General features: G+C 42.1%; 21 protein-coding genes. 2 read left to right on the plus strand and 19 right to left on the minus strand.

All coding sequences use genetic code 11. The features are described 5' to 3' along the window. Positions 1-62: 62 nt before the first annotated feature. Both PR725_RS02450 and PR725_RS02455 read left to right on the plus strand, forming a co-directional pair. Positions 63-1,082 carry an ADP-ribosylglycohydrolase family protein gene (locus PR725_RS02450; RefSeq protein WP_004907711.1) on the plus strand — a complete coding sequence of 340 codons (1,020 nt, stop codon included), beginning with the start codon at positions 63-65 and terminating at the stop codon, positions 1,080-1,082. After that, positions 1,069-2,052, plus strand: coding sequence for a PfkB family carbohydrate kinase (locus PR725_RS02455; RefSeq protein WP_210782432.1), 984 nt, complete (start codon positions 1,069-1,071; stop codon positions 2,050-2,052). The genes PR725_RS02450 and PR725_RS02455 overlap by 14 nt, the downstream gene beginning before the upstream one ends. 32 nt (positions 2,053-2,084) lie before the next feature. On the opposite strand, the gene PR725_RS02460 is transcribed toward PR725_RS02455, so the two are convergent. The 19 genes from PR725_RS02460 to PR725_RS02550 all read right to left on the minus strand — a co-directional run bounded on the left by PR725_RS02460 (position 2,085) and on the right by PR725_RS02550 (position 23,223). Continuing rightward, on the minus strand, positions 2,085-2,831 hold the full coding sequence (locus PR725_RS02460; protein WP_004907708.1) for a GntR family transcriptional regulator: 747 nt from the start codon (positions 2,829-2,831) through the stop codon (positions 2,085-2,087). A 109-nt stretch (positions 2,832-2,940) separates the two neighbouring features. Continuing rightward, on the minus strand, positions 2,941-3,579 hold the full coding sequence (gene dmsD, locus PR725_RS02465; protein WP_240105582.1) for a Tat proofreading chaperone DmsD: 639 nt from the start codon (positions 3,577-3,579) through the stop codon (positions 2,941-2,943). Positions 3,580-3,640: 61 nt separating this feature from the next. Beyond that, positions 3,641-4,492, minus strand: coding sequence for a DmsC/YnfH family molybdoenzyme membrane anchor subunit (locus PR725_RS02470; RefSeq protein ID WP_196719623.1), 852 nt, complete (start codon positions 4,490-4,492; stop codon positions 3,641-3,643). Position 4,493: 1 nt separating this feature from the next. Next, the gene (locus PR725_RS02475; protein WP_004907698.1) at positions 4,494-5,111 is read right to left on the minus strand and encodes a DMSO/selenate family reductase complex B subunit; all 618 of its coding nucleotides are present in this window, start codon (positions 5,109-5,111) and stop codon (positions 4,494-4,496) included. 11 nt (positions 5,112-5,122) lie between these two features. Then, a complete protein-coding gene (locus PR725_RS02480; protein WP_109912774.1) occupies positions 5,123-7,567 on the minus strand; it encodes a DMSO/selenate family reductase complex A subunit in 2,445 nt (814 codons plus the stop codon). Between the two features lie 408 nt (positions 7,568-7,975). Next, positions 7,976-8,716 (minus strand): SDR family NAD(P)-dependent oxidoreductase, encoded by a 741-nt coding sequence (locus PR725_RS02485; protein ID WP_109912775.1) that lies wholly within the window; start codon positions 8,714-8,716, stop codon positions 7,976-7,978. Between the two features lies 1 nt (position 8,717). Next, entirely contained in the window at positions 8,718-8,969 is a 252-nt protein-coding gene (locus tag PR725_RS02490; protein ID WP_004907686.1) for an acyl carrier protein, read from the minus strand. Positions 8,970-8,988: 19 nt separating this feature from the next. Continuing rightward, on the minus strand, positions 8,989-9,798 hold the full coding sequence (locus tag PR725_RS02495) for a MaoC family dehydratase (protein WP_272567434.1): 810 nt from the start codon (positions 9,796-9,798) through the stop codon (positions 8,989-8,991). Next, positions 9,795-11,048, minus strand: a complete 1,254-nt coding sequence (locus PR725_RS02500) for a beta-ketoacyl-[acyl-carrier-protein] synthase family protein (protein ID WP_109912777.1) — start codon at positions 11,046-11,048, stop codon at positions 9,795-9,797. The genes PR725_RS02495 and PR725_RS02500 overlap by 4 nt, the downstream gene beginning before the upstream one ends. Continuing rightward, a complete protein-coding gene (locus PR725_RS02505) occupies positions 11,045-12,457 on the minus strand; it encodes an efflux transporter outer membrane subunit (protein WP_109912803.1) in 1,413 nt (470 codons plus the stop codon). Before PR725_RS02505 ends, PR725_RS02500 begins: the two co-directional genes overlap by 4 nt. A gap of 2 nt (positions 12,458-12,459) precedes the next feature. Then, positions 12,460-14,433: an ABC transporter permease gene (locus tag PR725_RS02510; protein ID WP_109912778.1), complete on the minus strand. Its 1,974-nt coding sequence runs from the start codon at positions 14,431-14,433 to the stop codon at positions 12,460-12,462. Beyond that, positions 14,433-15,614: an efflux RND transporter periplasmic adaptor subunit gene (locus PR725_RS02515; RefSeq protein WP_004907670.1), complete on the minus strand. Its 1,182-nt coding sequence runs from the start codon at positions 15,612-15,614 to the stop codon at positions 14,433-14,435. Before PR725_RS02515 ends, PR725_RS02510 begins: the two co-directional genes overlap by 1 nt. Beyond that, complete coding sequence (locus PR725_RS02520; protein WP_109912779.1) at positions 15,611-17,815, minus strand: peptidase domain-containing ABC transporter; 2,205 nt, start codon at positions 17,813-17,815, stop codon at positions 15,611-15,613. The genes PR725_RS02515 and PR725_RS02520 overlap by 4 nt, the downstream gene beginning before the upstream one ends. Before the next feature lie 6 nt (positions 17,816-17,821). Then, a complete protein-coding gene (locus PR725_RS02525; RefSeq protein ID WP_272567440.1) occupies positions 17,822-18,778 on the minus strand; it encodes an ABC transporter in 957 nt (318 codons plus the stop codon). Then, positions 18,775-19,461: a thiol:disulfide interchange protein DsbA/DsbL gene (locus tag PR725_RS02530; RefSeq protein ID WP_231136532.1), complete on the minus strand. Its 687-nt coding sequence runs from the start codon at positions 19,459-19,461 to the stop codon at positions 18,775-18,777. The genes PR725_RS02525 and PR725_RS02530 overlap by 4 nt, the downstream gene beginning before the upstream one ends. A 79-nt stretch (positions 19,462-19,540) precedes the next feature. Further along, positions 19,541-19,738: a DUF4762 family protein gene (locus tag PR725_RS02535; protein ID WP_004907658.1), complete on the minus strand. Its 198-nt coding sequence runs from the start codon at positions 19,736-19,738 to the stop codon at positions 19,541-19,543. A gap of 110 nt (positions 19,739-19,848) precedes the next feature. Beyond that, on the minus strand, positions 19,849-21,519 hold the full coding sequence (locus PR725_RS02540; protein WP_110731618.1) for an O-antigen ligase family protein: 1,671 nt from the start codon (positions 21,517-21,519) through the stop codon (positions 19,849-19,851). 10 nt (positions 21,520-21,529) lie between these two features. Then, a complete protein-coding gene (locus PR725_RS02545) occupies positions 21,530-22,093 on the minus strand; it encodes a fimbrial protein (protein WP_004907651.1) in 564 nt (187 codons plus the stop codon). An 8-nt stretch (positions 22,094-22,101) separates the two neighbouring features. Further along, the gene (locus tag PR725_RS02550; RefSeq protein ID WP_004907648.1) at positions 22,102-23,223 is read right to left on the minus strand and encodes a fimbrial protein; all 1,122 of its coding nucleotides are present in this window, start codon (positions 23,221-23,223) and stop codon (positions 22,102-22,104) included.

Consider the following 23,223-nt stretch of genomic DNA (forward strand, 5'->3'; position numbering starts at 1 on the left):
CTTTATTGACCGACTGCCAACACATAAGGGCGCTGTTTTTAGCCAAAATTGAAGGAATTATAATGAACAAAGAGAACCGTATTTTAGGCACGTTTTATGGCCAAGCCTTAGGTGATGCAATGGGAATGCCTTCTGAATTATGGCCTCGCTCTCGTGTTAAAGCACATTTTGGTTGGATAGACCGCTTCTTACCTGGGCCAAAAGAAAATAATGCAGCTTGCTACTTCAATACGGCAGAATTTACAGATGATACCTCAATGGCGCTCGCACTTGCGGACGCGATTATAGAATGTGATGGCAAAGTGAGTCCTGAACTTATTGGCCGTAATATTTTAAAATGGGCAGAGCAATTTGATGCCTTTAATAAAAATGTCTTAGGGCCGACCTCTAAAATTGCATTAAAGGCAATAAAACAAGGGACTCCGATTTCTCAGTTAGAAAACAATGGCATGACAAATGGTGCCGCAATGCGAGTTTCCCCACTCGGTTGTTTGCTGCCAACTCATTCTATTGATGAATTTATTGATGAAATTACACTCGCCTCATCGCCAACGCATAAATCGGATGTGGCAATTGCGGGGGCGGTCGCTATTGCTTGGGCAATTTCTAAAGCGATAGATGGCGAAAATTGGCCGCAAATTCGCGACCAATTACCTGCTATTGCGAAGCTAGCACAAGAAAAGCATGTCACAACCTTTAGCCCATCAATAGCTGCACGTATTGAACTTGCTTTACACACGGTGAAAAACACGATTGGCGCCGAGCAAGCAATGGAACAGCTTTATCAACTCGTTGGCGCTGGTACGAGCACCATTGAGTCAGTTCCTGCCGCCATTGCTATGGTTGAATTAGCGGAAACTGATCCCAACCGCTGTGCCATTCTGTGTGCTAATTTAGGGGGGGATACCGATACCATAGGGGCAATGGCCACCGCCATTTGTGGCGCCCTCCATGGCGTTGATGCCATCGATAAACAGCTCAAAAAACAATTAGATGATGTGAATCAACTTGATTTTACACAGTATAGCCAAGCCTTTATGGCATTGAGAACTGCAAGAGAAAAAGCTTATGAAAACTGCTGAACTTATTGCCCATCTTCCATTGCAAGCGGAGCATCGTCCTGTCTGCCTAATTGGCGCTGCCGTTATTGATGTGATTGCAGATGCATATTCACTGCCTTATCGCGGAAGTGATATCGAATTGCACCAGCAGAGTGTCAATATCGGTGGATGTGCTCTGAATATTGCGGTGGCCTTGCAGCGTCTTGGTATCCAGTCTCTCAATGCATTACCTATTGGGCAAGGTGTATGGGCAGATATCATCCGCAACCAACTCAATAAAAAAGGTGTGAGTTCCGTTATAGAAACGAATAAAGGTGATAATGGCTGGTGTTTAGCCTTGGTTGAACCCGATGGAGAAAGGACATTTCTTTCAATTAGCGGTGTAGAAAACCAATGGGAACGCCAAACCCTAGATGAATTGCGAATTACATCTAACACTATCATCTATCTTTCTGGCTACCAACTAGCCGCAAAATGTGGCGAAACTCTGCTTTCATGGCTGGAGTCGCTCTCCGATAACGTCACTTTATTTATCGATTTTGGCCCTCGGATCGCCGACCTTTCGAAAACACAATTATTACGATTAATGGCTTTAAAACCAATCATTTCGTTGAACCGCCAAGAAGTCGAACATATCGTCACATTATTCCCTGATATCGCGCATCAAGGAATGGATACAGAAGCATTAGCCAATATTTGGCATTCTCAATTTTTAGTTCCCGTGATTGTTAGAGTCGACAAAGAAGGCGCGTTCTTTCAAGAAAGTGGTCGTTCATCAGGCTGGGTGGCACCATTTGAAACCACCGTTGTCGATACCATTGGAGCAGGAGATAGCCATACAGGAGGCGTGATTGCGGCATTGGCGTCCGGCTGGGCACTAGAAGACGCCGTGTTACTCGGAAATGCTGTCGCATCCTATGTAGTTAGCCATCGCGGAGGGGATTGTGCGCCTTCGTCTGAGCAACTCACCGCATATTTACAGCAATATTAATCATCAGAGAAAAAAGAGGCCTAGCCTCTTTTTTACTCTTCAGAGACAAATACATACATATCACTGCGACACTGATTAAAACTGTATTCAATGGGCACATTTTTATGGTCGAAAGCCACCTGCTTAATCACTAAAATAGGTACGGTCTTTTCCAATTTAATGTGCGTTTGGAAGTCTTCATCTGGCATTCGAGCACTCACCTTGCTCTTTGTTCGTGTAGGATAAATATTTTGGCTGCGAAAATAATCGTACAAAGATAAGCCAATATCATCGACATCACCAATCAGCCCAATAGGAACATATGACTCCTCAATAGAGACCGGCTGTTCATCCACATAGCGAATACGTTTTAACATAAATACATTACTATTGATGGGGAGCGCTAGTGACTCTGCCACCTCCTGTGAACAAGGCACGATACTTTTATTGACCCAAAGTGTGTTTGGTTTTTTTCCAAGTAAAACAACTTGCTGTGAAAAACCTTTAGCTTCTTTGAGTGAATACTCAAACTTATCACTAATTTGGGTGCCATAACCTTGTGACCGAATGATAACGCCTTCTTGTTCAAGTAGCTCTAACGCTTTTCGAACGGTAATACGTGACACCCCTGTCTGCTGACCTAATTCCCTTTCACTGGGTAGCATATCACCTTGATGCAAAACCCCTGTTCGCACAGCAAATTTCACCGTTTCAGCAAATTTTACATACAAAGGTGTATTGTCTATTTCAGCAAGACGGGTACAAAGTTGTTGGATCAGAGATAAATGCGCATCATTCATATTGAGTTAGTCACCTAAAAATCGCAGCAATAATCAATAGTACCACTATCCATAGATTTATTGCAGGCAATTGAATTAGATAAATTTATTACCAATGAAAAACAGAATGCTACAGGGTACTATTTCTGGTGAGGTACACGTTTTTCTCTGATATAGGTAAAGTCAATTGCTGTTGATACCCATCCAGTGTTTCTTTCGATAATATCGCCAATGCGCGGTAAAAATCGCTGTTAGCCGAATCTATCAATACTTCGAGAAAATGTGCCGACCAAGGTAATAAGTGCCAAGCGAGCAACTCTTCTAAATCTGCTCTGCGATTTTGCTCAGCCAGCCAAGCCGCTAACATCAAAATCAACCCAAAGTGGTCTTCAGGCTCTTTTTGTGTCGTTACGGGTTCAACACCTTTAATACGCATCCACTGACGCAATTCAACGGTTGAGTCGCCAAAAACAATCTTTTCTTTATCTAGCCAAACCGAACCCCAAGGGGGAGCAGGTAAAGCATAAGGCCCAATAAACAAGCGCTGCCATGCTTCACTCAGTGGTTCATTCCCCTGAGCACTGGATTGCAAAAGCTGGCTAATTTTTACTAAGGAAGGTAAAGCAAATGGCCATTCGTTATGCCAAGTCGGCTCCTGTAAAATCGCGATAATTTCTGTATTGTTTTCATTCTCTGGGGAGAAATAAAATAAAGATCCCAAAACCCGCCCTGTCACTGCGACGTATTCAAGAAAGTGCGCTTGTTGCATATTGATTGTCTCTGAAATTATCAGCGCAGGGAAATCACACCCTGCGCTGAAAGTTTACTAATTAAGCTACAGCCATGCCGACTGTCATATGTAAACCATAGAATAGCCCACGACCGATAAATTCACCAACCAGTACCAGCACGGTACCAAGAAGTAAGCTCAAAACCGAAGGCTGATTTTGTCGCACAACAGGCAAAATCCATAACAACAGCCCAATACTTGTCACCACGATGCGTACCACTTGTAAAACACCAAAGTCAGGGACTAAATCCACAGCTTTCTGTACTGAGGTGGTGATAAGCGCAATCTCACCACTTTGCAGTAGTACTGATGCAATAGTCACGATATAAGCAACGACACTAATTGCCGCTAATTTACCACTATTAAATGGAAATTTAGCAACTCGTAATAGTAAAGTACCTAAAATTGGCCCCACAACAAACAGAGTCATAAAGAAGCCGATAGTGGTATGTGGCGTGTTCCATGTCGGTACTGTGCTTATCATATAAACTCGTGTCATTGCCCAAACAAATAGCAATCCCATCAACATGGTGATGATTAACCACACCTTATCGAGTCCTGTTGGCATCTTTTTGATTGCGGAGAACAACCACCATAAACCACCTAAAGCAAAGAAAATAGAGCCGAATAACACTTCGTTACTCAGTGACGAGGCAAATACACGGTTCATCGAGTTAAATGCACGCATCGGTGAGCCCATATGCATCATAGAAGCGAGAAAACCTAAGCCCATCAATACCCATAATGCCAACATCGCATTCACAATACGCTGTTTTTGGGGTTTATCGTCTGTCGATAACCATGCAAGCCCCGTTACAATCACACCACCTGCAATACTTTGGCCTAATACCGTAAATAAAATTAGCGGCCATTCATGTAATCCATTGCCCATGTTATACCTCCCGAGGATTGGCTAAATGGCCTGTCGTATCATTGACAGGGCGACTATTGGCATTTGGTTTAATGACAAGATTGGGCTTGGTATAGTGCGCTTCAGGTAGTGGCGCAATCTCGGCCAAATTGCCATGTTTTTCACGTAATTCATCAATGGGGCCAAAGTCTAATGCACGCAATGGGCAAGACTCGGCACAAATCGGTTTTTTACCAACTGCAACACGCTCATAGCAACCATCGCACTTGGTCATATGTCCTTTTTCGCTATCAAATTGCGGTGCACCATATGGGCAAGCCATATGACAATAGCGGCAGCCAATACACACGCTTTCATCTACAACGACAAAGCCATCTTCACGTTTGTGCATCGCGCCGCTTGGGCACACTTTGACACAAGCAGGGTCTTCGCAGTGGTTGCATGAAATCGACAAATAATAACTAAATACGTTTTGATGCCACACACCGTTATCTTCTTGCCAATCTCCCCCTGCATATTCATAAATGCGCCTAAAATTCACCGCAGGAGATAAATTTTTGTAGTCCTTACACGCTAACTCACATGTTTTGCATCCCGTACACCGTGCGGAATCAATATAAAAACCATATTGTGTTGTCATGATTTATCCCCCTATACCCTTGCCACTTCAACCAAATTACTGTGTTGCGGATTACCTTTCGCTAACGGTGACGGGCGTTGAGTCGTCAGGACGTTTAGGCTACCACCATGGTCTACCTTGTTTTCATCAGGTGCGTACCAAGCCCCTTCCCCCATTGCGACAACGCCTGGGATGATGCGTGGAGTCACTTTGGCAGTGATCTGTACTTCCCCTCTATCGTTGTAAATTCGTACCATGTCGCCATCTTTAATATTGCGACGTTTTGCATCAATAGGGTTGATCCACATCTCTTGTAAACAAGCCGCCTTGATCACATCAACGTTACCGTAGGTGGAGTGAACTCGTGATTTATAGTGAAAACCACTCAATTGCAGTGGGTATTTTTCGGTGAGCTTATCATCATGGCTTTCAAAGCCTGGGGAATACATTGGAAGTGCTGATATCAAATCACCTTCCGCTAGAGTCCATGTTTTCGCAATATCCGCTAAGCGAGATGAATAGATCTCAATCTTTCCTGACGGGGTATTTAATGGATTACCAATAGGGTCTTCACGGAAGGCTTTGTGTGCTACAAAATGCCCTTGCGGGTCCATTTTTTTATAAATTCCTTGCTGCTGGAATGTCTCAAAATCAGGTAGCTCAGGTAACTTTTGTCGTGAGATTTCATACAAATGGCGTAGCCACTCTTCTTGGGTTCGCCCTTCGGTGAATTTCTCTTCAACGCCCATGCGACGCGCAATTTGTGTACACATTTCATACACTGTTTTACTCTCAAAACGCGGTTCGATAGCTTGGCTGGCGAAAATGACATACCCCATATTACTGGCGGCACCATCCAAACAAAAATCCATTTGTTCAGAGGCGGTGCAATCTGGTAGGACTAAATCCGCATATTTCGCTGAGGCGGTCATATGGTTATCAATCACTACTATCATTTCGCATTTTTTATCATCCTGAAGAATGTCATGCGTTTTATTAATATCAGAGTGTTGATTAATTAAGCTGTTGCTGGCGTAGTTCCAAATAAACTTAATCGGAACATCCAGTTTATCTTTGCCGCGTACGCCATCATGAGTTGCGGTCATTTCTGGGCCGCGCTCTATTGCATCAGTCCATAAAAATACGGAAATGCTTGCTTTGACTGGGTTTTCTAACGTTGGCATCCGCTCAAATGGAATATCATAATTCCCTTCACGAGCCCCTGTATTACCACCATTGATGCCAACATTACCGGTTAAAATCGGTAACATCGCAATCGCACGTGCGGTTTGTTCACCATTCGAATGACGTTGCGGCCCCCAACCTTGGCTAATATACGCAGGTTTTGCAGAACCGATTTCACGCGCGAGTTTAATGATTTTATCAGCCGGAATACCGGTAATCTGCGCAGCCCATTGTGGTGTTTTTTCTACGCCATCATCCCCTTGGCCTAAAATATACGCTTTATAGTGGCTGTTTTTCGGGGCATCTGCTGGCAGGGTTTTCTCATCATAACCTACACAATATTGGTCTAAGAAGGGTTGATCAACCATATCTTCAGTGATCAACACATGGGCGATCCCTGCCACTAATGCGGCGTCTGTTCCTGGGCGGATTGGGATCCACTCATCTTCACGCCCTGCTGCTGTATCAGTATAACGCGGGTCGATCACTATCATTCTTGCATTAGAACGCTCACGAGCTTGTTCTAATTGATAAGTAATCCCACCACCGCTCATACGGGTTTCTGCAGGGTTGTTACCGAAGAGAACCACCAGCTTTGAGTTTTCGATATCGGAAACGCTATTACCCGCTCCGCTACCATAGGTATACGGCATTGCACAGCTGATTTGTGCCGTACTGTAGGTTCCGTAATGGTTTAAATAGCCGCCCATACAGTTCATCAAACGGGCGATGGGTGAATTCGCTGGCGGCCATGAACGTGCGACTGTGCCACCTAATGTGCCAGTACCATAGTTCAAATACACTGCTTCATTACCATAATCGGCAATAATTCGTTTTAGGTTACCACTGATTAGATCGTAGGCTTCATCCCAACTGATTTGTTTGAATTTACCTTCACCACGCGCCCCAACGCGCAACATTGGGTATTTCAAGCGGTCAGGGTTATAGACACGACGGCGCATTGAGCGACCACGTAAACAGGCTTTAACTTGGTGATTATTGCCGTAAACATCATCTCCGGTATTATCGGTTTCGACATATTTGATTTCACCATCAACCACATGCATACGCAGTGGGCAGCGACTCCCACAGTTAACAGTACATGCGCTCCAAACTATTTTCTCTTCAGGTATGGTTGTTTTGGATGCGGTTTCACTGGTATTAGCAACACTATTAAAAGGTAAACTTAGCGCTCCACTTGCAAGTGCGAGTCCCCCGACGGTACTGGTTTGCATTAGCTTCCTGCGGCTGATCTCCGATTGGAGTACTCCCTCAGATAATGCTTTACTCATATCTGCCTCACTTTACATTGCTTCAGCGTTTTAAAATGGTTTTCTGAAATTTATTTTTATCTTTAATTTATTTATCTACTCTCAAAGACCATTCTATCGCTGAGGCTTGGTAGGGCATTGTGCACGATCAACAATCCAATACAAATTGTGTGGTTTTGATACGTTATATCGAGTCATTCAAGCCAGACTAAAATTAAAATAATTATTTTTAATATTTAATTATGAATTAAATTGAAATAAATATAATTCCATTCTTCTTTAACTTGAGTTTACTGTTTTTCATTTATTTCCGAGTCTCTATCCATAAAAAATCCCCTTAAACGAAAATTGACTAAAGCGTTTAAGGGGAAACATAGAAACTAACCTTATCTAGTGACTTTTTTCTTTTAACAGCACTTAAACTGTCGATTATGCCGTTAACCCACCATCTAAGACCAATGTTTGCCCGGTTAGGTACTGGCTGTTATTACCAATCAAAAATTCAACTAGATCTGCCACTTCTTGAGGTTGCCCTAAGCGACGTAAAGGGATGTTTTGGCACATAGCTTTTAATTTAGCTTCAGGCATTGCACGGGTCATATCACTATCAATAAGCCCCGGAGCAATACAATTCACACGTAATCCAAAACGCCCAACTTCATGAGCCAATGAACGCGTCAACCCCATCATCGCCGATTTACTCGCCGCATAAGCTGTTTGACCAATATTGCCTTTTAACCCAGTAATTGATGACATCAATACGATTGAGCCACTCCCCGCCATCAACATGGCAGGTAATAATTTACGGTGCCAATTCATCACGGAAATGACGTTGTTCTCTAGCACGTCTCGCCAGATTTCAGCATCTTGATGAATATGTAAGGCATCCCTAGTGATACCTGCATTATGAATAATCGCCGTAGGCGCTCCAAATTGTTCCAATAACGAGCTAGAAAGCGCATCAACTTGGGCTTCATTTTTACCATCACACGGGGATCCTTTCACCCATGTATCTAAATCGGGGTTTTCAAGATTCGCTTGAGTTTCATTAACACCATCAACGCTACGCCCAGTAAAAACCACATTCCAATGGCGTCGCAATTCGCTAACCAGTGCAAGTCCAATTCCTCGGCTTCCTCCCGTCACGAGTATCCATTGATTATTTGCCATTTTAAGATTTCGACTCCTTATCAATATGTTCACACAACGCTTTCACCGAAATTTCTGGATGTTCTAGGAAAAATTCCGCATCTAAAGCAACATTAAAGTCACGTTTAACCAGCACCATAAGTTCAACATAATCTAAGCTATCGAACTCTAACTGGACTAAAGTCATCTCCGCATTCAGCTCTTCTGCTTCTAAATCTTTTGCGTCACAGATCATGTCACTAATTTTGGTATAAATTTCTTGATATTGGCTCATTTGTTTTATCCTTGCATTCTTATTGAGTTATTGAATTAACTTTCAATGTTATTGAATTATTTATTATTTTTTCTCTGTAACGAGCAGCGATACTAATACTCACTAATCGACCACTCTCACTATCGGCGATCACTAAGGCCGGCAAAATACGTAGGTAAATAGGCTCAGGAGAGGTGATAGGAACCCATTTAGTCAGAAGTTCACGGTCAAACACCACCTCTTGATGGGTTTGTACGATAGGATAACGGCAAAAAATATCTTTCAATGTTGAGCCGACCGGCAGCCATTGTGCGATCTCTTGTTGTTCAAATAACGAGCTATCATGAATTAAGTACCAGAACAAAACTGCGTCAATAAACTGCCATTCATACATTTCGTTGGAAAACTGAGAAAATATTGACTGCAATTTCACCATCTCTGCGGTCGAAATCGTTATCTCATTGGCGATTTCATGTAATACAGGTGGAGGACTGTTCGACAATTGGCAAGTTAAGCAATTTTGTTGTGTATCAGAAGAAAGTAAAGCTACAGACCCCGCTTTATTTCGTGCAACTAATTGATAATCTTTATCGTTCCACAGGGGATTACGCAGTCGCACAACACATTTGATAAACTCAGGGGCGGTAACCTCTTTTGAAGCCAATAATGGATGATTTAATGATTCACTCGCGAATTGTTTCACATCGAGTAATGCACGCATGCCATGCACACTCAGTTGATCTCCACCCTTTGCTTTGACCCATTCAAGGTCGAAATGAATCGGGTTATCATCACCAGAAAATGAGGCCCACTGTTTTGCATCCTCAAGGGTATAGCGTAAAGTCCTCATGACGCTTTCTCTAAAATCAGTGCCGCATTTGCCCCACCAAAACCAAAACTTAGGTTTAATGCACGCTTAACTTCACCAATGCGGTGTTCATTAGGGATATAATCGAGGTCACATTGCGGGTCCGAGTGGTGCAAGTTCGCAGTTGCAGGCATCACACCATGCGCCATCGCTTGCAAGCAAATAATGGTTTCAAAGCTGCCAGCAGCGGCAATTAAATGTCCCGTATAGGATTTCGTACTGGATATTGGGACTTGGTAAGCTGCCGCACCTAATGCCTTTTTCAATGATTCTGTTTCATTTAAGTCATTAAGAGCCGTTGAGGTTCCATGGGCATTGATATAATCGAGAGATTCAGGAGCAGCTCCCGCTTGTTGTAAAGCCATTTCAATGGTTTTCACTCGGGCAACACAATCTTCTGCTGGTGATGTAAAATCAAAGGCATCAGAAAAATTCGCATACCCTGTAATCTCGCCCAAAATGGTGGCGCCACGAGAAATAGCGCTCTCACGCTCTTCTAAACACAACACGGCCGCACCTTCAGAAAGGACAAAACCACTGCGATCTGCGCTAAATGGGCAACTGGCACGAGTCGGGTCTTCCGCTTCACGTGTTAAAGCACCAAGAACATCGATATTCCATACAGCACAATCTGTCCGCAAGGACTCCCCTGCACCAGCGAGCATCATATCGGCTCGTCCATGACGAATCGCTTCAAAAGCATCACCAATCGCAATAGTGCCTGTCGCACAAGCCGCGATGGTGGTATTTTGATATCCACGCAAATTCCAAAACTGGCTGCAAGCCGCCGTTGTCACATTTGGCATTGCATAAAAACAGTTGAAAGGCGAGGTCATCCCTGTCGCTTCAAATTCACTTACTGACATATAACTTTCATCAAGCCCTGCCCATCCTGTTCCCATAATGACACCGCACATCAGTGGGTCATAAAAATCAGTTAATGGCGTGCCTGCGAAGGCCATATCCATGGCTTCCCGCGCTGCCCCCAAGGCTAAACGCGTATGGCGTGGTAAACGACGACGAATAGCCGCGGGAACCCCTTTTAAGCTAGGTTCATTATCAATAAGCCCTAAAAAATGACTGTGGATATTTTGCGCGGTTTTATCAACGTAACGATAACCGAGCTTTTTATCCATAATTGCTTGCCAACATGCCGAAGCCGTATCACCCAGAGGAGTGACAGCCCCATAGCCTGTGACAACAACGCGTTTAAAGTGAGATTTTTGGTTCATAATGGGTTGTCCTCCTGTCGAGCGCTACCGCCACCTTGTGCTAGCCAAAGTTGTAGCGTTGCATAAAGATAATCGTATTGATTTTGCGCTAATGAGTTCTCAATAGTTAAAAGGTCATCTTGCGCATTAAGCAGTGTTTGATAATCCACAGCACCGGCTCTGTAACGGCTGTTGGTTAGTTTTAGTCGCTGCTGGCTAAGTGATAATGACTGCTGCAATTGCTGACGAATTTCATCCGCGGCAAAACGGGCCTCCATCGCATTATCGACTTCTGACAAGGCGGTATAAGCCGCACTACGAAATGCCACCGCAGCTTGTTGCACTTGTAAGTCGGATTGTTCAATGGTCAATTTCACTGTGTTCCACTGAATAAATGGCAAAGAAATCGAACCCCCAACAACCCGTGTCGGGTCACTAAACCATTGAGAAAACAGCTGGCTACCCGCATTAAGCGCACCTTGCAAAGACAGTGTCGGGTAGAAGCTCAATTTAGCAGCGTCAGAATCAGCAAGCGCGGAACGTAAACGTGACTCGGCGGCTTGAATATCCGGCCGCTGTGCTAATACGGCCAACGGTGTCGCGTTAAGAATTTCAATCCGTTGATTTCGATTAAGTGCGCTAAGCTCACGCACATGTTGCTCTGCAGGGCGGTTTAACAATAGTGCTAATGCATTACGGGAACTATCACGCTCTTTAATGAGTCGTCGCAATTCATTTTTTCGACTAATCACCGTTTGCTGTGATTGTAAAAAATCCAGCTGGCTAACTTTTCCTGCCAAATACCATGACTTAATTTGCTGCTGACTTTTTTCTGCAATCTTTTGGCTTGCTATCAGGTTATCAATCTGTTGATTTAACAGCGCAATATTCCAATATAATTGTGCTGTCGTATTAATAACCGCTAATGCTGTTGCATGGTAATCCTGTTCGGTTGCTATAGCTTCCCACTCATTCTTTTCACGAATACGTGCCAGTTTTCCCCATAAATCGATTTCATAATTTAAGGTTAGGTTTGAGCTATAGCTTTCTTGAGGGGAAGTGCCATGGCGAATGGATTTCGTATTACTTGCTGAGCCGCCAAGGGAGAAATCCGGGGTTATATTGGTATTTGCTAACCCAGCAGTACTTCGCGCAAGCTTTAATTTAATTGCCGCGGTAGCTAAATCATTATTATTTTCTAGTACCTGATTGATCAGTTGGGATAGCTGAGGATCTTTAAACTTATCCCACCAATTTCCAGCAACATTCCCCCCCTGCACTGACGTAATCACGTCATTCGCACCAGATTGGCGTATTTTATCATCCCACTTCTGAGGCAATGTGAGTTCAGGGCGTTGGTATTCGGTACGCGTAAAACTGCCGCAGCCATTAAGCAAAAATAAAGCAGAAATAATATAAAGTGATTTGATATTCATTCGCGTGCCAATGCCTCCGTTGGGTTGAGTTTGGCAGCTCGACGGGCAGGAAAATAACCAAAAACCAAACCAATTAAAGCAGAGAAACCGCACGCTAATAAAACAGGGAACAGAGTAAACACCATCGTAAATTCAGTGGTGAAATAAGAGAAAATCCACCCCGTTAACCATGAACCGACAATACCAATTAAGCCGCCAAGCGAGCAAATCATCACAGCTTCTATCAGAAATTGGTTCATAATATCTTGAGGACGCGCACCGACGGAAAGGCGGATCCCGATTTCATGAGTTCGTTCCGTTACAGAAACCAACATGATATTCATCACCCCAACGCCGCCAACCAATAAGGAAATAGCGGCAATCGAAGTGATCAGTAATGACATAGAATCGGATGTTTTTTGTAATGCATTGGCGAGTTGGTCATCCGACTGAATAAAAAAGTCCTTTTTACCATGTTCGCGTAATAACAAACGCTCAACCTGTAATTCAGCTTGCTGAGAGGTTAAGCTTTCAGGGAAGCGCAGTGAAATAAACTCAATAGGTTTGTCCCCGACCACACGTTGCTGTAACGATGAGTAAGGTACCCATCCCATAACAAAGCCACTCGACATTTTGGGCCCCGGTTTACGGGCAATACCAATAATTCGCCATGGTGAATGGCCAATCTGCACAATTTGCCCTAACGGTTCTTCTTCTGGCTGAAAAAGTACTTCTCGGCTTCCTTCATCCAATACAATAACGGGCTCACTGTCAGCCATATCGAGCGTACTGAATAAACTGCCATGTAAAAGCTGAAACCCTTGTGCCGCAAAATACTCTTCTGAAACACCATTAAGCATGATGGAGTTATCCAAGCCTTTATTAACGACCATCGTCATGCTACTCGCGACGGGAGAAACAGACTCAATCCATGGCAGTTGCTTTAGGCTTTTAACATCATTTAACGATAACGCACGCTCCATATCAGGCCGCTTTGCCCCCCACCCAGTACCGGGACGAATTTCCAGTGTCGTGCTACCAAGCTTCCCGATTTCATCCATGATGGAGCGTCTTGCACCTTCCCCCACGGCCATTGATGACACCACAGAAGAAATACCAATGATAATTCCCAACATCGACAAAAATGCACGCATACGATGACCGAGTAAGGCCCGCCATGCCATACGAATGGACTCAATAATATTGCGCCACACCGATGCACGGCCATTATCTTCAACAGAAGGAAGCTGGTGCCGTTGTTTTGTGTCTGTCTGTGCTTGGTTCTGCTTATCAGAAACAATTTTTCCATCACTAATTTCAATAATTCGCTGAGTTTGCTGAGCGATATTTTGATCGTGGGTCACAATCACAACAGTGTGCCCATCGAGATGAAGCTGATGTAAAATATCCATCAATGCATGGCCACTGGCGCTATCTAATGCCCCTGTAGGTTCATCTGCAAGAATTATTTGTGCACCATTGACCAAGGCGCGACAAACACTAACACGCTGCTGTTGCCCACCAGATAGCTGATAAGGTTTGTGATCCAAGCGTGTTTGTAACCCTAACTTTTCTGCTAATAAAGCAACTCGTGCGCTCCGCTCATCTTCTGGCATTGCCGTATACAAAGCAGGGATAGCAATATTTTCCTCTGCAGTCAGGTAGGGCATCAGGTGATAACGTTGAAAAATAAATCCAAGATATTGGCTACGTAATTCCGCCAGTTGGTCACTGTTCACCTCATGAACCGCAATCCCATTGATAAACACTTCTCCTTGAGAAGGCTTATCTAAACAACCAATGATATTCATCAGAGTCGATTTACCTGAACCTGATGCGCCAATGATAGCGACCATTTCTCCTTGGTTAATTGATAGCGAAATATCATTCAAAACAGGAATAGTTTGCGTACCTGCTGAAAACTCACGGTAAACATGATGAAGTTCAATCAGGGGGCGGGTAAAAGATACATTTCGTGTCGTCGCCATCATTAACTCGCCACATTATCTGATTGAATAACAACGTGTTCACCCTCGCTAATCCCCTCAAGTACTTCGACGAAATGGCGATCATTAATCCCCACTTTGATAGTGCGAATTTCCGGTTTTTCATTGTTGATCACGGTCACTTCATATTGGTTTGCACCTACCGCTCGCCCCAGTGCGCTAACGGGGAGTCGTAACGCATCTTTCGCTTGTGCAACACGAATAAATACTTGAGCTGTCATTGATGTCTTTAATGCACGATCGGCGTTATCGACCTCAAATGTTCCATTGTAATAAATTGCACTGTTCTGTTGCCCCCCAGAATTATTGTTATTTTCATCAAGCGCTTCGGGAGGAATGGGTTGAACATACCCCATGGTACTTTCGTAGTGCGTTTCAGGGTCCGCAATCACATAGAATGTGAGGGGTTGACCTGGGCGAATTTTTTGAATATCCGCTTCCGAAATTCGTGTCTGAACCTGCATTTTATCTAGGTTCGCCAGCACTAAAATGGTCGGTGCTGTCTGTGAAGAAACGATGGTTTGCCCTTCGTTCGCCACAATACCCAGTACTTCGCCACTAATCGGCGCGATGATCCGTGTAAAATTGAGGTTAGCTTGTGCAGTTTGCACGTCCATTTCTGATTGCGTGATTAACGCCTCATTGACATTAACCTGCTGTAATTGCGCCTCATATTGGGCTTGTGCTTGTTCATATTCACTGCGAATACCAGAGCCATCTCTCTGCATCACCACTTGGCGCCGATAGGCTTTGATATACTGTATTAATGTCGCTTCTGCAGCCCGTTTTTGCGCCTGAGCACTGGATAACCGAGCGGTTGCATTTTTGAGCTCAGACTGCTGGATAGTTGGGTCGATTTCTGCCAACAATTCCCCTTTAACTACTTTGTCGCCTTGTTTTACATACAGTTTTTTGATTTGCCCGTTAACCTGAGCCCCTACGTTAACTTGCATTGAGGGCTTTAATGTCCCCGTGACCATGACAACTTTTTCAATATCGCCACGTTCCACCGATAAAATTACGTTTTCATGCAACGCTGGCGCGGGTGATTGCCAAACAAAACGGCCGATCACCACGATCAACACAAGTAGTGCTACCAACCCACCTAAAATGCGTAATCGTTGAGTCGTTAAACCCAATTTTGGTGCTACGTGGCGAGAGGTCATGAGGGAGTTCCTTCCATTGCCGCTAACAAAGAAGGTTCAGGTTGAGGCGTACCTGTTGTCACACAAGGGGCTTTATTAGGGCTGTTCTCAAGACTTAATTTCCCATCAACTATTCGGTAAAGTGCATCGAAATTAGCCGCCAGCTCTTCACTGTGAGTGACAACAATCAATGTCTTACCTGTTTTCTGGCAATGTGACTGAATGGTCGCCATGACTATTTTCGCCGTTTCTTCATCCAAATTGGCGGTGGGCTCATCCAATAACAAAATAGGACGGGCACTGTATAACGAACGAGCCAATAACAAACGTTGACGTTGCCCAAGTGACAGCGCCGCATGGCTTTCTCTTATTAACGCATTAACCCCACCAGGTAATTGATTAATCACTGCACCGAGAGCCAGTTTATCAAGCAACACTTCGACTCTTTTTTTATCTTTTTCGCGGAAGTTAGGGTCAAATAGCGTGATGTTATCTAAGACGGTCGCATTAAATAAAATATCTTCTTGGCTTTGCAAGCAAACCAATTGCGTAAGCTGCTGCACACTGACAACCTCACCGTTGGACTCGCATACTCCTTGCTGTGGACTGAATAAACCCGCGATTGTCCGTAATAATGTGCTTTTTCCTGCTCCTGACTCCCCAACAATGGCAACCTGCGTACCTGAAGGTAAGTCTAATGACACATTATTTAAAATCGGTTTCGCAGGGTCATAACTGAAATGAATCCCATTGAAAGATAAGTGAGGGGCTTTTCCTAGCACTGCGGCTTGTTTTTCGTGGAATGGCGCGGTGTCCTGCTCACTTTTCTTAGGGAATAAAGAATGGGCACGTGTATCAATAATATGCAGTTGCGACTTATGGATAATCGCATAAAAAATACGCGTCACATAATTGGTGAAAATTTGACGCAAGAAACTATAAGCAAAGAAATCCCCCAAAGAAATTAACTCATTGGCCACCATGGGTAAAACCACTAACATAAAAATGACCATCTCCAAACTACCGGTTAATTGATAGATGCCATCTTTAATTTGTTGATACACATTTCTGCGTTGCATACAGGTAAACAATTCACGGCTTAACCATGCAAATTGCGCCTTACGCTGATTTTCTATCCCTGCTGTTTTTATGGTCAGAATGCCCTGCAGCGTCTCCATAAAAAAGTCATTTAATTCTGCTGATTTTAACTGTAACTGTTGGGTATACCACCGATCACGAATTATCGCCCATACACTAATTAAGCCCATCACGGTAACACCCGCAGCTGAAATAGCCGCTAATACGGGCGCAATCCAAAACATGGTACCTAATGCTATCGCACAAATAACCCAATCCGTTCGTAGCCCGTTATCCAGCTCGATTTTTTCGGTTAATGCCCCTTGCCAAGCGACAAAACGGCTAAACACATCCCCGGGGGCGCGTTTTTCAAAAAAGCGCAATGGATTACTCAATAAACGTGAAAAACCCACCCCGCTTTTAATCAACACAAAGTGTTTTACGAAACGCTCGCTTAGTATTCTCACGCCGAGTGCTAACAGTGTTGCAACCACAAAGGCAACAATGAACCAGCCGTAAGGGAAAATGGCATTTTTAGCGTCGGAAAAAGCTTGGTTGATCGCATTGCTCACCATTGCTGGCATTAAAAATAGCGTTAAAGAAACCAAAAAAGCGAATATCATCAACCAATAAACACCACGAATTTCTGAGGTTTCTTTCAGACTCATTGCATGAGGGGCTTTTTTCCCTGTAGTCCCATCATTTCTGTCTTCTGGTGCGAGTGATTCAATTTTTTCCAGCGCAGTATCTGGTTCTAAAATTAATGCGTAACCGCTGATTTCCGCTTTTAATGCAGAGAAAGGTAACCACTGCTGCCCAATTGCAGGGTTCATCACGCACACGTTATTTCCTTTGCGATAAGCAAGCAGTACAAAATGGCTTGCTCCGTAATGTAAAATAGCGGGAAGTGGTAAGCTATTGAGCTCTTGGTGCTCAAATAGCACTGGTGTCGTCGCAACACCGTAATTAGCTAAAATGGACGAAAGGTCAATCAAAGAAGTTCCATGATCCGATGCTGGATACACCTCTCGCAGCGTTTCAAGAGAAACATTGAGACCTTGAGTTTGTGCTAACATCGCAATACATGCTAAGCCACATTCATTGGTTTCTTCTTGAGAAACAAAATTTGGAATAATATTTTTCATTATTATTTAATGGCTAATAAAATAAAGTGAATGGCTATGCCATAAAAGCCAATCATTGGGATAATGACGAACCGCATTTTCAATGATGGCGGGCATTTGAGTTGCAACATCTTTTGCTGTAACAGGCGGATAAACCTTGATTTTTAAACCGTTTTGGTAGTACAGATGATAAAAAACCACCTGTGCCGAAATCGCACTGGATAAACGCACTACACCATTGTGCAGCTTTGCTGCACGGTTAAATAAATGGCACGATAATTTGCTCGACGCCCCTTCTTCTGTTTGAACCGTGTAATCAGGGGTGATATCAGGAAAAACAATTATATTCTTTTGCCCTGTCGCCGCTTCTGTCATCGCAGTCATTAACTGGCTAGCTAATACTTTATTCCCTTGATGAATAGAACAATACGATAAATTCACCTGCCCTAACTCACGTGCCGAGGCGTTATACTTCTGCTGTTCTGCACTCGACGAAACCACCACCGTCGCATTGCCTGGAGTCACCCCCGCGCCAACCATGGTAGCTAAAACATCAGAAACCATATGCAATGGAGCAAGTACAACGGGGTTATTTTGTTGGTGCAAAGGCGCAACGACGCTATCAAGTTCAAGGGTACAAACTCGAACTTGCGCCATGATTTTTTGGTTTTGTCCCCATGTGGCTGCCTCTTCCAAAATGAAGCGTCGAACAGCTATCCAGCTCATATCAATATGCCCTTTCGTTTCCATTAAACTACGAAAGTTTTCCGTGGCGACTTTATTCCGATTACGATATTGACGACCTAATAAGCCGACGCGACATAATAAATTGGAGACAAATAATACCGATGTGATATAGCCTCGGCGCAATAACAACCGTAAAAAGGCAAGTCCACTATGATTAAGTTTTTGATATCCTTTTTTAAACGGCATCAAACAGTTTTTCACTGTAAATACCGTCCAGACAATGCAAAACCGGATCACCGTAACTCCTTATTGCTTTTGTCTAATAACTCAAGCATATAAGCAGTAAAGTCTGCAAAATCACGGTCTTGATAGACGACATAGCGTTTATTGATAATAAATGCAGGTGTTCCAGTAATTTGATAAAACTTGCTAATTTCAAGCATGTTTTTCAGGCGTTCTTGAACCGCTTGGCTCTCACTGGTTTTTAGGTATTGGGTTGAATCAACATTGTGCTGTTTTAACCATTGGTTTAAGACATCTTTATTAGCTAAATCAAGCTTATCATTGATAACTGCGGTATAAAGATCCTGACGGTATTGAGATTCCACCCCCATCTCTTCCAACGTCGCAAAAATAGGCGCATAGGCAGCAAGCCCCATATTATTATCCATGGCTAAATGCACGACTTTAAAGTTGACGTTCTCAGGGAGTGTTTTTTCGAATTGACTGACATTATCATGATTTACGGCACAATAATGGCAACCATAAGAAAGGACTTCTATGATACTGTTATTTTCTTTTATTGGACTCAATAAAACTTGTTCACTATTAAATTCAATAAAAGAAGAGCTTTGTGCATCATCATTTGAGAAAGTGTTAAAAACAAAAATATGATAGAACAAAACCGTCATGAGTGAAGAAGCGATAATAACAAATAGAGTATAAAGTGTAATAGTTATTGGTTTAAAACGAGTATTCATAACAGTTAATTCCATTCCGGTACGAAAAATACATGGGGATAGCTCCCCATGTATCAATTAATAAAAATCAAATTTAATACTATGGAGCTGTTACATCACAGTTTGATGCACCAACAGCTTTTGCTTTGTATGTTTTATTACCGTGCTTATCAGTACAAGTGGTCACTAATTGGCAAGATTTAACACCACCAACAGTGATGCTCTCGTAAGAATTAGTACAAACTTGTTTTGTTCCACCAACTACAGCAGCAGCTTCGATAGCATTTAACTTTTTCATGTTATTTCCTTTAATATAGATTTTAATTAATAAAACGCCCTATTTATTGATAATTAACACCAATAAATCCTTTAGATTTTTAATTAACACACGAATTACCGCATGAATAATTAAAAATTCAACCCTTCTAATTTCTCATTATTATCAAATAAAAAAATCGCTTTTTCTTTGACGCTTTTTGTTTTCTCTTTCTCACCTAATTCATTTAAAACAAGGATCCAAGAAAAATAAACATTAAGATCTGGGCAAGAACGCGAATAGTTTTCTGCCCAAGATGAAAATAAATTCAAATAATAAGGGTTTTGTGTCTCGTTATAGCGTAATAAATACCCCATATTAAGATCTAATTTGTAACGATCATCGATTAAATAGTATTTCCATTCACTATAATCAGGCTCATTCATTGAAAGAAGATACTGCTGTCCTGTTTTTTCTATATATGTTAAATATTGCTGTGTTTGCAAAGTAAAATACAATAACCCCATGGATAACAAACCACCTAACGCAATAATTGTTTTCGAAAAATACCCTACAAACTTATTCAATGAATATTTTTTAGTTGGAACATCGGCACAACGTATTAACAATATCAATACCACACCATGAGGTATGGATAGCCACAATGGAAACTCTGTCATCATATGAAAAACAATTGGTAACGCAATAACTAAAAAAACATAATTGTTATTTTTATTTTTTAATGAAGAACAAAGTAGATGCACACCACCAATAATAACTAACAATATTGCCGCAATACCAACTAACCCACCTTCAACCATCCAACGCAATATCTCATTGTGTGGATGTGAAATAACCTTTTCACTGGTTCCTAGCAAACCACCACCAAAACGCTCTAAAAATACAGATTCAAAACTACCAACCCCAGAGCCAAATAAAATATTTTCGCTAAATAAATATAAACTATGTTGCCATAGCACCCATCTAATATGTGATGTTTGTAATTTACTTTCAGAAAAGTCAGAAATATTAAAACTAACTTTTATTCCATAACCAATAATAAGACCGATAACAATCGCTATTAAAGAGTAAACAATATATTGACGATGATACTTTGCGAAAAAATAAAAAACAATAACAATTAATAATAAATTTAAATATCCAGTTAATGATTGGGACAATGGCAATACCATGCTCATTAAAATGAGACTCACAATGATAATGGCAAACGCATACCGTGTGACAGTTCTCATTAAAATAAACATGCCTATTGCACTGGCAATACCAACACAAATAAAACTAGAAAGAACATTAACTTGTTGGAATACACCATATGGCCTATCCCCTGATATCGGAAAAAAATTAAAAACCTGTGCTATTGAATATAGACTCTCAATAATAGCAGCAAATAATACACTGCAAACAATTATTTTCAATACAGTTTCTGAAATATTTATTTGCAATAAAGCTTGATAAAAAAACAACGCCCCCAATAACCAATACGCAGTCAAGTACGCATTAAGCTGGTAATTTTCTGGCGCAAAAAAACACAAGCCTAATAATAAGACTAACCCAATCGTAATATAATTACTCGACTTAGAATAGTATAAGGTTAAATTTTTAATTTGTGTAATACTAATCATCACAATAAAAAAAGCAATAAAAAAACCACTAATTATATTGAATGGCAATGACAAACCTGTTCCGCCCATATTCGGCAGATAAATATGCAATATAATGCCAAAAAATATAACGACAAAAACTAAAAGTACCCATGGATAACTTTCTTTTTTATTATCTTTAATTTTGATTGCAAACATCATGTTTCATTCGTTATTGATAATTTAATGTATAGTATGCAGTGCTATAAAAATTCCCATAGGTAATCGTTTCGTTAATTCTCGCTTCTGGCTCAGCTTCGACATAAGCCTTGAATTGAATTTCCGTATCATTTTTTGCCAAATTTTGCGCTAATGATGGCGTATTCAATTCTATGGGTGTTTCATTTAAGTTTAATAACCCAATACCGATTCCGCTTGCCTCACTTTGGTCACTAATCGCAAGATGGTCAGGAAGATTTTTATTTTCAATTCCATTAAAAGTCACTGTCACCGATTTAAATATGGTCGTATTACAATTCGTTAAATGGATTGAGAAAATTAAAGGTTTCGACTTACCTTCTTTATAAAGGTCTTTAACCGAAATTTGTTGAAAATCAACAGGGACCTTCTCACTTCCCGGCGCTATCTGACATGGCGTAGCAACAACCATGCCTCTGAATGAATAGCTTCCCATATTACTCGGGATCACACTTGCACTCACCGACCCTGAGATTAGTAAATATAAGCCAATCGACAATAAATATTTATTACGCTTTATCTGATTATTATTTCGCATGATCGGCCTCATTGGAATTCAGCAAGAATTGTCCCGGTACTTGTAAATTCACCTTCTTCCACGCTGCTACCAGGCGCAGCTATTGGCGCAGCCGTTAAGTTCCAAGTGCCTTGGTTATTGATAAAATTAGGCACTTGATAAGCTTGGTTTGGTCTTACCAAGGTTCCGGTCAAATTATCAGTCACCACAATGCCAAGATTTGTGCGTTTCACACCGTTCTTTAACGTACCGAAATAATCAGGGTTAAAATCCGCGCTGCCTGACGCTCCTGGCAACAATGACAGCTTAATATTTAAATCACCTGTCGTAAAACTGCCACCGGTACATTTAACTGGGATCTTAAAGGGCTGAGCATAATTAGTGCCATTTAACTGTTCACTCGTGTTTGCCACATCAAGAAAATTAATATCTATTGGGTTGCCTTCATTAATCGTACACTCATCAGCAACCGTGATAATTCCTGCCCCTAAAACGACTCGAGTTGATGGAATTGGCGCATAAGCTGTACTGCCATTCGCTGGACTGCCTTTTTTAGCAAAAACCTGCACCAGTTCCGCTTGGTTGATGGTAATGCCATTAATAATCGGTTTTTTCAGTCTAAACGTGATTGTTCCACTCGACCCTGTCCGTAGCTCGACACCATAATCACGGCTATTAACACTCGGTGGTCTACACTCTATTGGGTCAGAACCCCCATTCCACATATCCTTCACTGGAACAGTGACTTTCTGACCAACCCTTCCCCCTATTTGAATTTCAACTTTTACATCAAAATATTCATTAAGGTTCAGGTACCCCGGGTTTTGCATTGATGTAGGAATAGTTGACATTAAATCAAATGTCATTCCTGAATCAGGACCGGTATTCCCAACCCCTCCTGGATTCATGTAGCTTTGGCAGTAAATATCAAAGTAAGGCCAGTTACCCACATCAAAATTGAATACCGTTTCTGCATCCTTCTCATTAACGAGTAATTGATTATTCATTCTCGCTTCGAATGTATAAGTTCCCCCGTCCGGTATAGCGGAACCGTGAGGATAACCTAAAGCAGATAACGGCAAGACCCCTATTGTGAGTAAACCAGCCACAATAGTCATATCTTTTAGTTTTTTGTTGTTGGATACAAACAT

Source organism: Providencia sp. PROV255 (assembly GCF_028478065.1).
Lineage (GTDB): Bacteria > Pseudomonadota > Gammaproteobacteria > Enterobacterales > Enterobacteriaceae > Providencia > Providencia rettgeri.

Bases quoted from the DNA above. Each gene is read 5' to 3' on its own strand.
- PR725_RS02490 (WP_004907686.1), bottom strand. From the start codon at position 8,969: ATGAGCCAATATCAAGAAATTTATACCAAAATTAGTGACATGATCTGT.
- PR725_RS02475 (WP_004907698.1), bottom strand. From the start codon at position 5,111: ATGACAACACAATATGGTTTTTATATTGATTCCGCACGGTGTACGGGA.
- PR725_RS02485 (WP_109912775.1), bottom strand. From the start codon at position 8,716: ATGGCAAATAATCAATGGATACTCGTGACGGGAGGAAGCCGAGGAATT.
- PR725_RS02470 (WP_196719623.1), bottom strand. From the start codon at position 4,492: ATGGGCAATGGATTACATGAATGGCCGCTAATTTTATTTACGGTATTA.
- PR725_RS02480 (WP_109912774.1), bottom strand. From the start codon at position 7,567: ATGAGTAAAGCATTATCTGAGGGAGTACTCCAATCGGAGATCAGCCGC.
- PR725_RS02510 (WP_109912778.1), bottom strand. From the start codon at position 14,433: ATGATGGCGACGACACGAAATGTATCTTTTACCCGCCCCCTGATTGAA.
- PR725_RS02455 (WP_210782432.1), top strand. From the start codon at position 1,069: ATGAAAACTGCTGAACTTATTGCCCATCTTCCATTGCAAGCGGAGCAT.
- dmsD (WP_240105582.1), bottom strand. From the start codon at position 3,579: ATGCAACAAGCGCACTTTCTTGAATACGTCGCAGTGACAGGGCGGGTT.
- PR725_RS02530 (WP_231136532.1), bottom strand. From the start codon at position 19,461: ATGAATACTCGTTTTAAACCAATAACTATTACACTTTATACTCTATTT.
- PR725_RS02550 (WP_004907648.1), bottom strand. From the start codon at position 23,223: ATGTTTGTATCCAACAACAAAAAACTAAAAGATATGACTATTGTGGCT.
- PR725_RS02500 (WP_109912777.1), bottom strand. From the start codon at position 11,048: ATGAACCAAAAATCTCACTTTAAACGCGTTGTTGTCACAGGCTATGGG.
- PR725_RS02515 (WP_004907670.1), bottom strand. From the start codon at position 15,614: ATGACCTCTCGCCACGTAGCACCAAAATTGGGTTTAACGACTCAACGA.
- PR725_RS02495 (WP_272567434.1), bottom strand. From the start codon at position 9,798: ATGAGGACTTTACGCTATACCCTTGAGGATGCAAAACAGTGGGCCTCA.
- PR725_RS02520 (WP_109912779.1), bottom strand. From the start codon at position 17,815: ATGAAAAATATTATTCCAAATTTTGTTTCTCAAGAAGAAACCAATGAA.
- PR725_RS02540 (WP_110731618.1), bottom strand. From the start codon at position 21,519: ATGATGTTTGCAATCAAAATTAAAGATAATAAAAAAGAAAGTTATCCA.
- PR725_RS02545 (WP_004907651.1), bottom strand. From the start codon at position 22,093: ATGCGAAATAATAATCAGATAAAGCGTAATAAATATTTATTGTCGATT.
- PR725_RS02535 (WP_004907658.1), bottom strand. From the start codon at position 19,738: ATGAAAAAGTTAAATGCTATCGAAGCTGCTGCTGTAGTTGGTGGAACA.
- PR725_RS02450 (WP_004907711.1), top strand. From the start codon at position 63: ATGAACAAAGAGAACCGTATTTTAGGCACGTTTTATGGCCAAGCCTTA.
- PR725_RS02460 (WP_004907708.1), bottom strand. From the start codon at position 2,831: ATGAATGATGCGCATTTATCTCTGATCCAACAACTTTGTACCCGTCTT.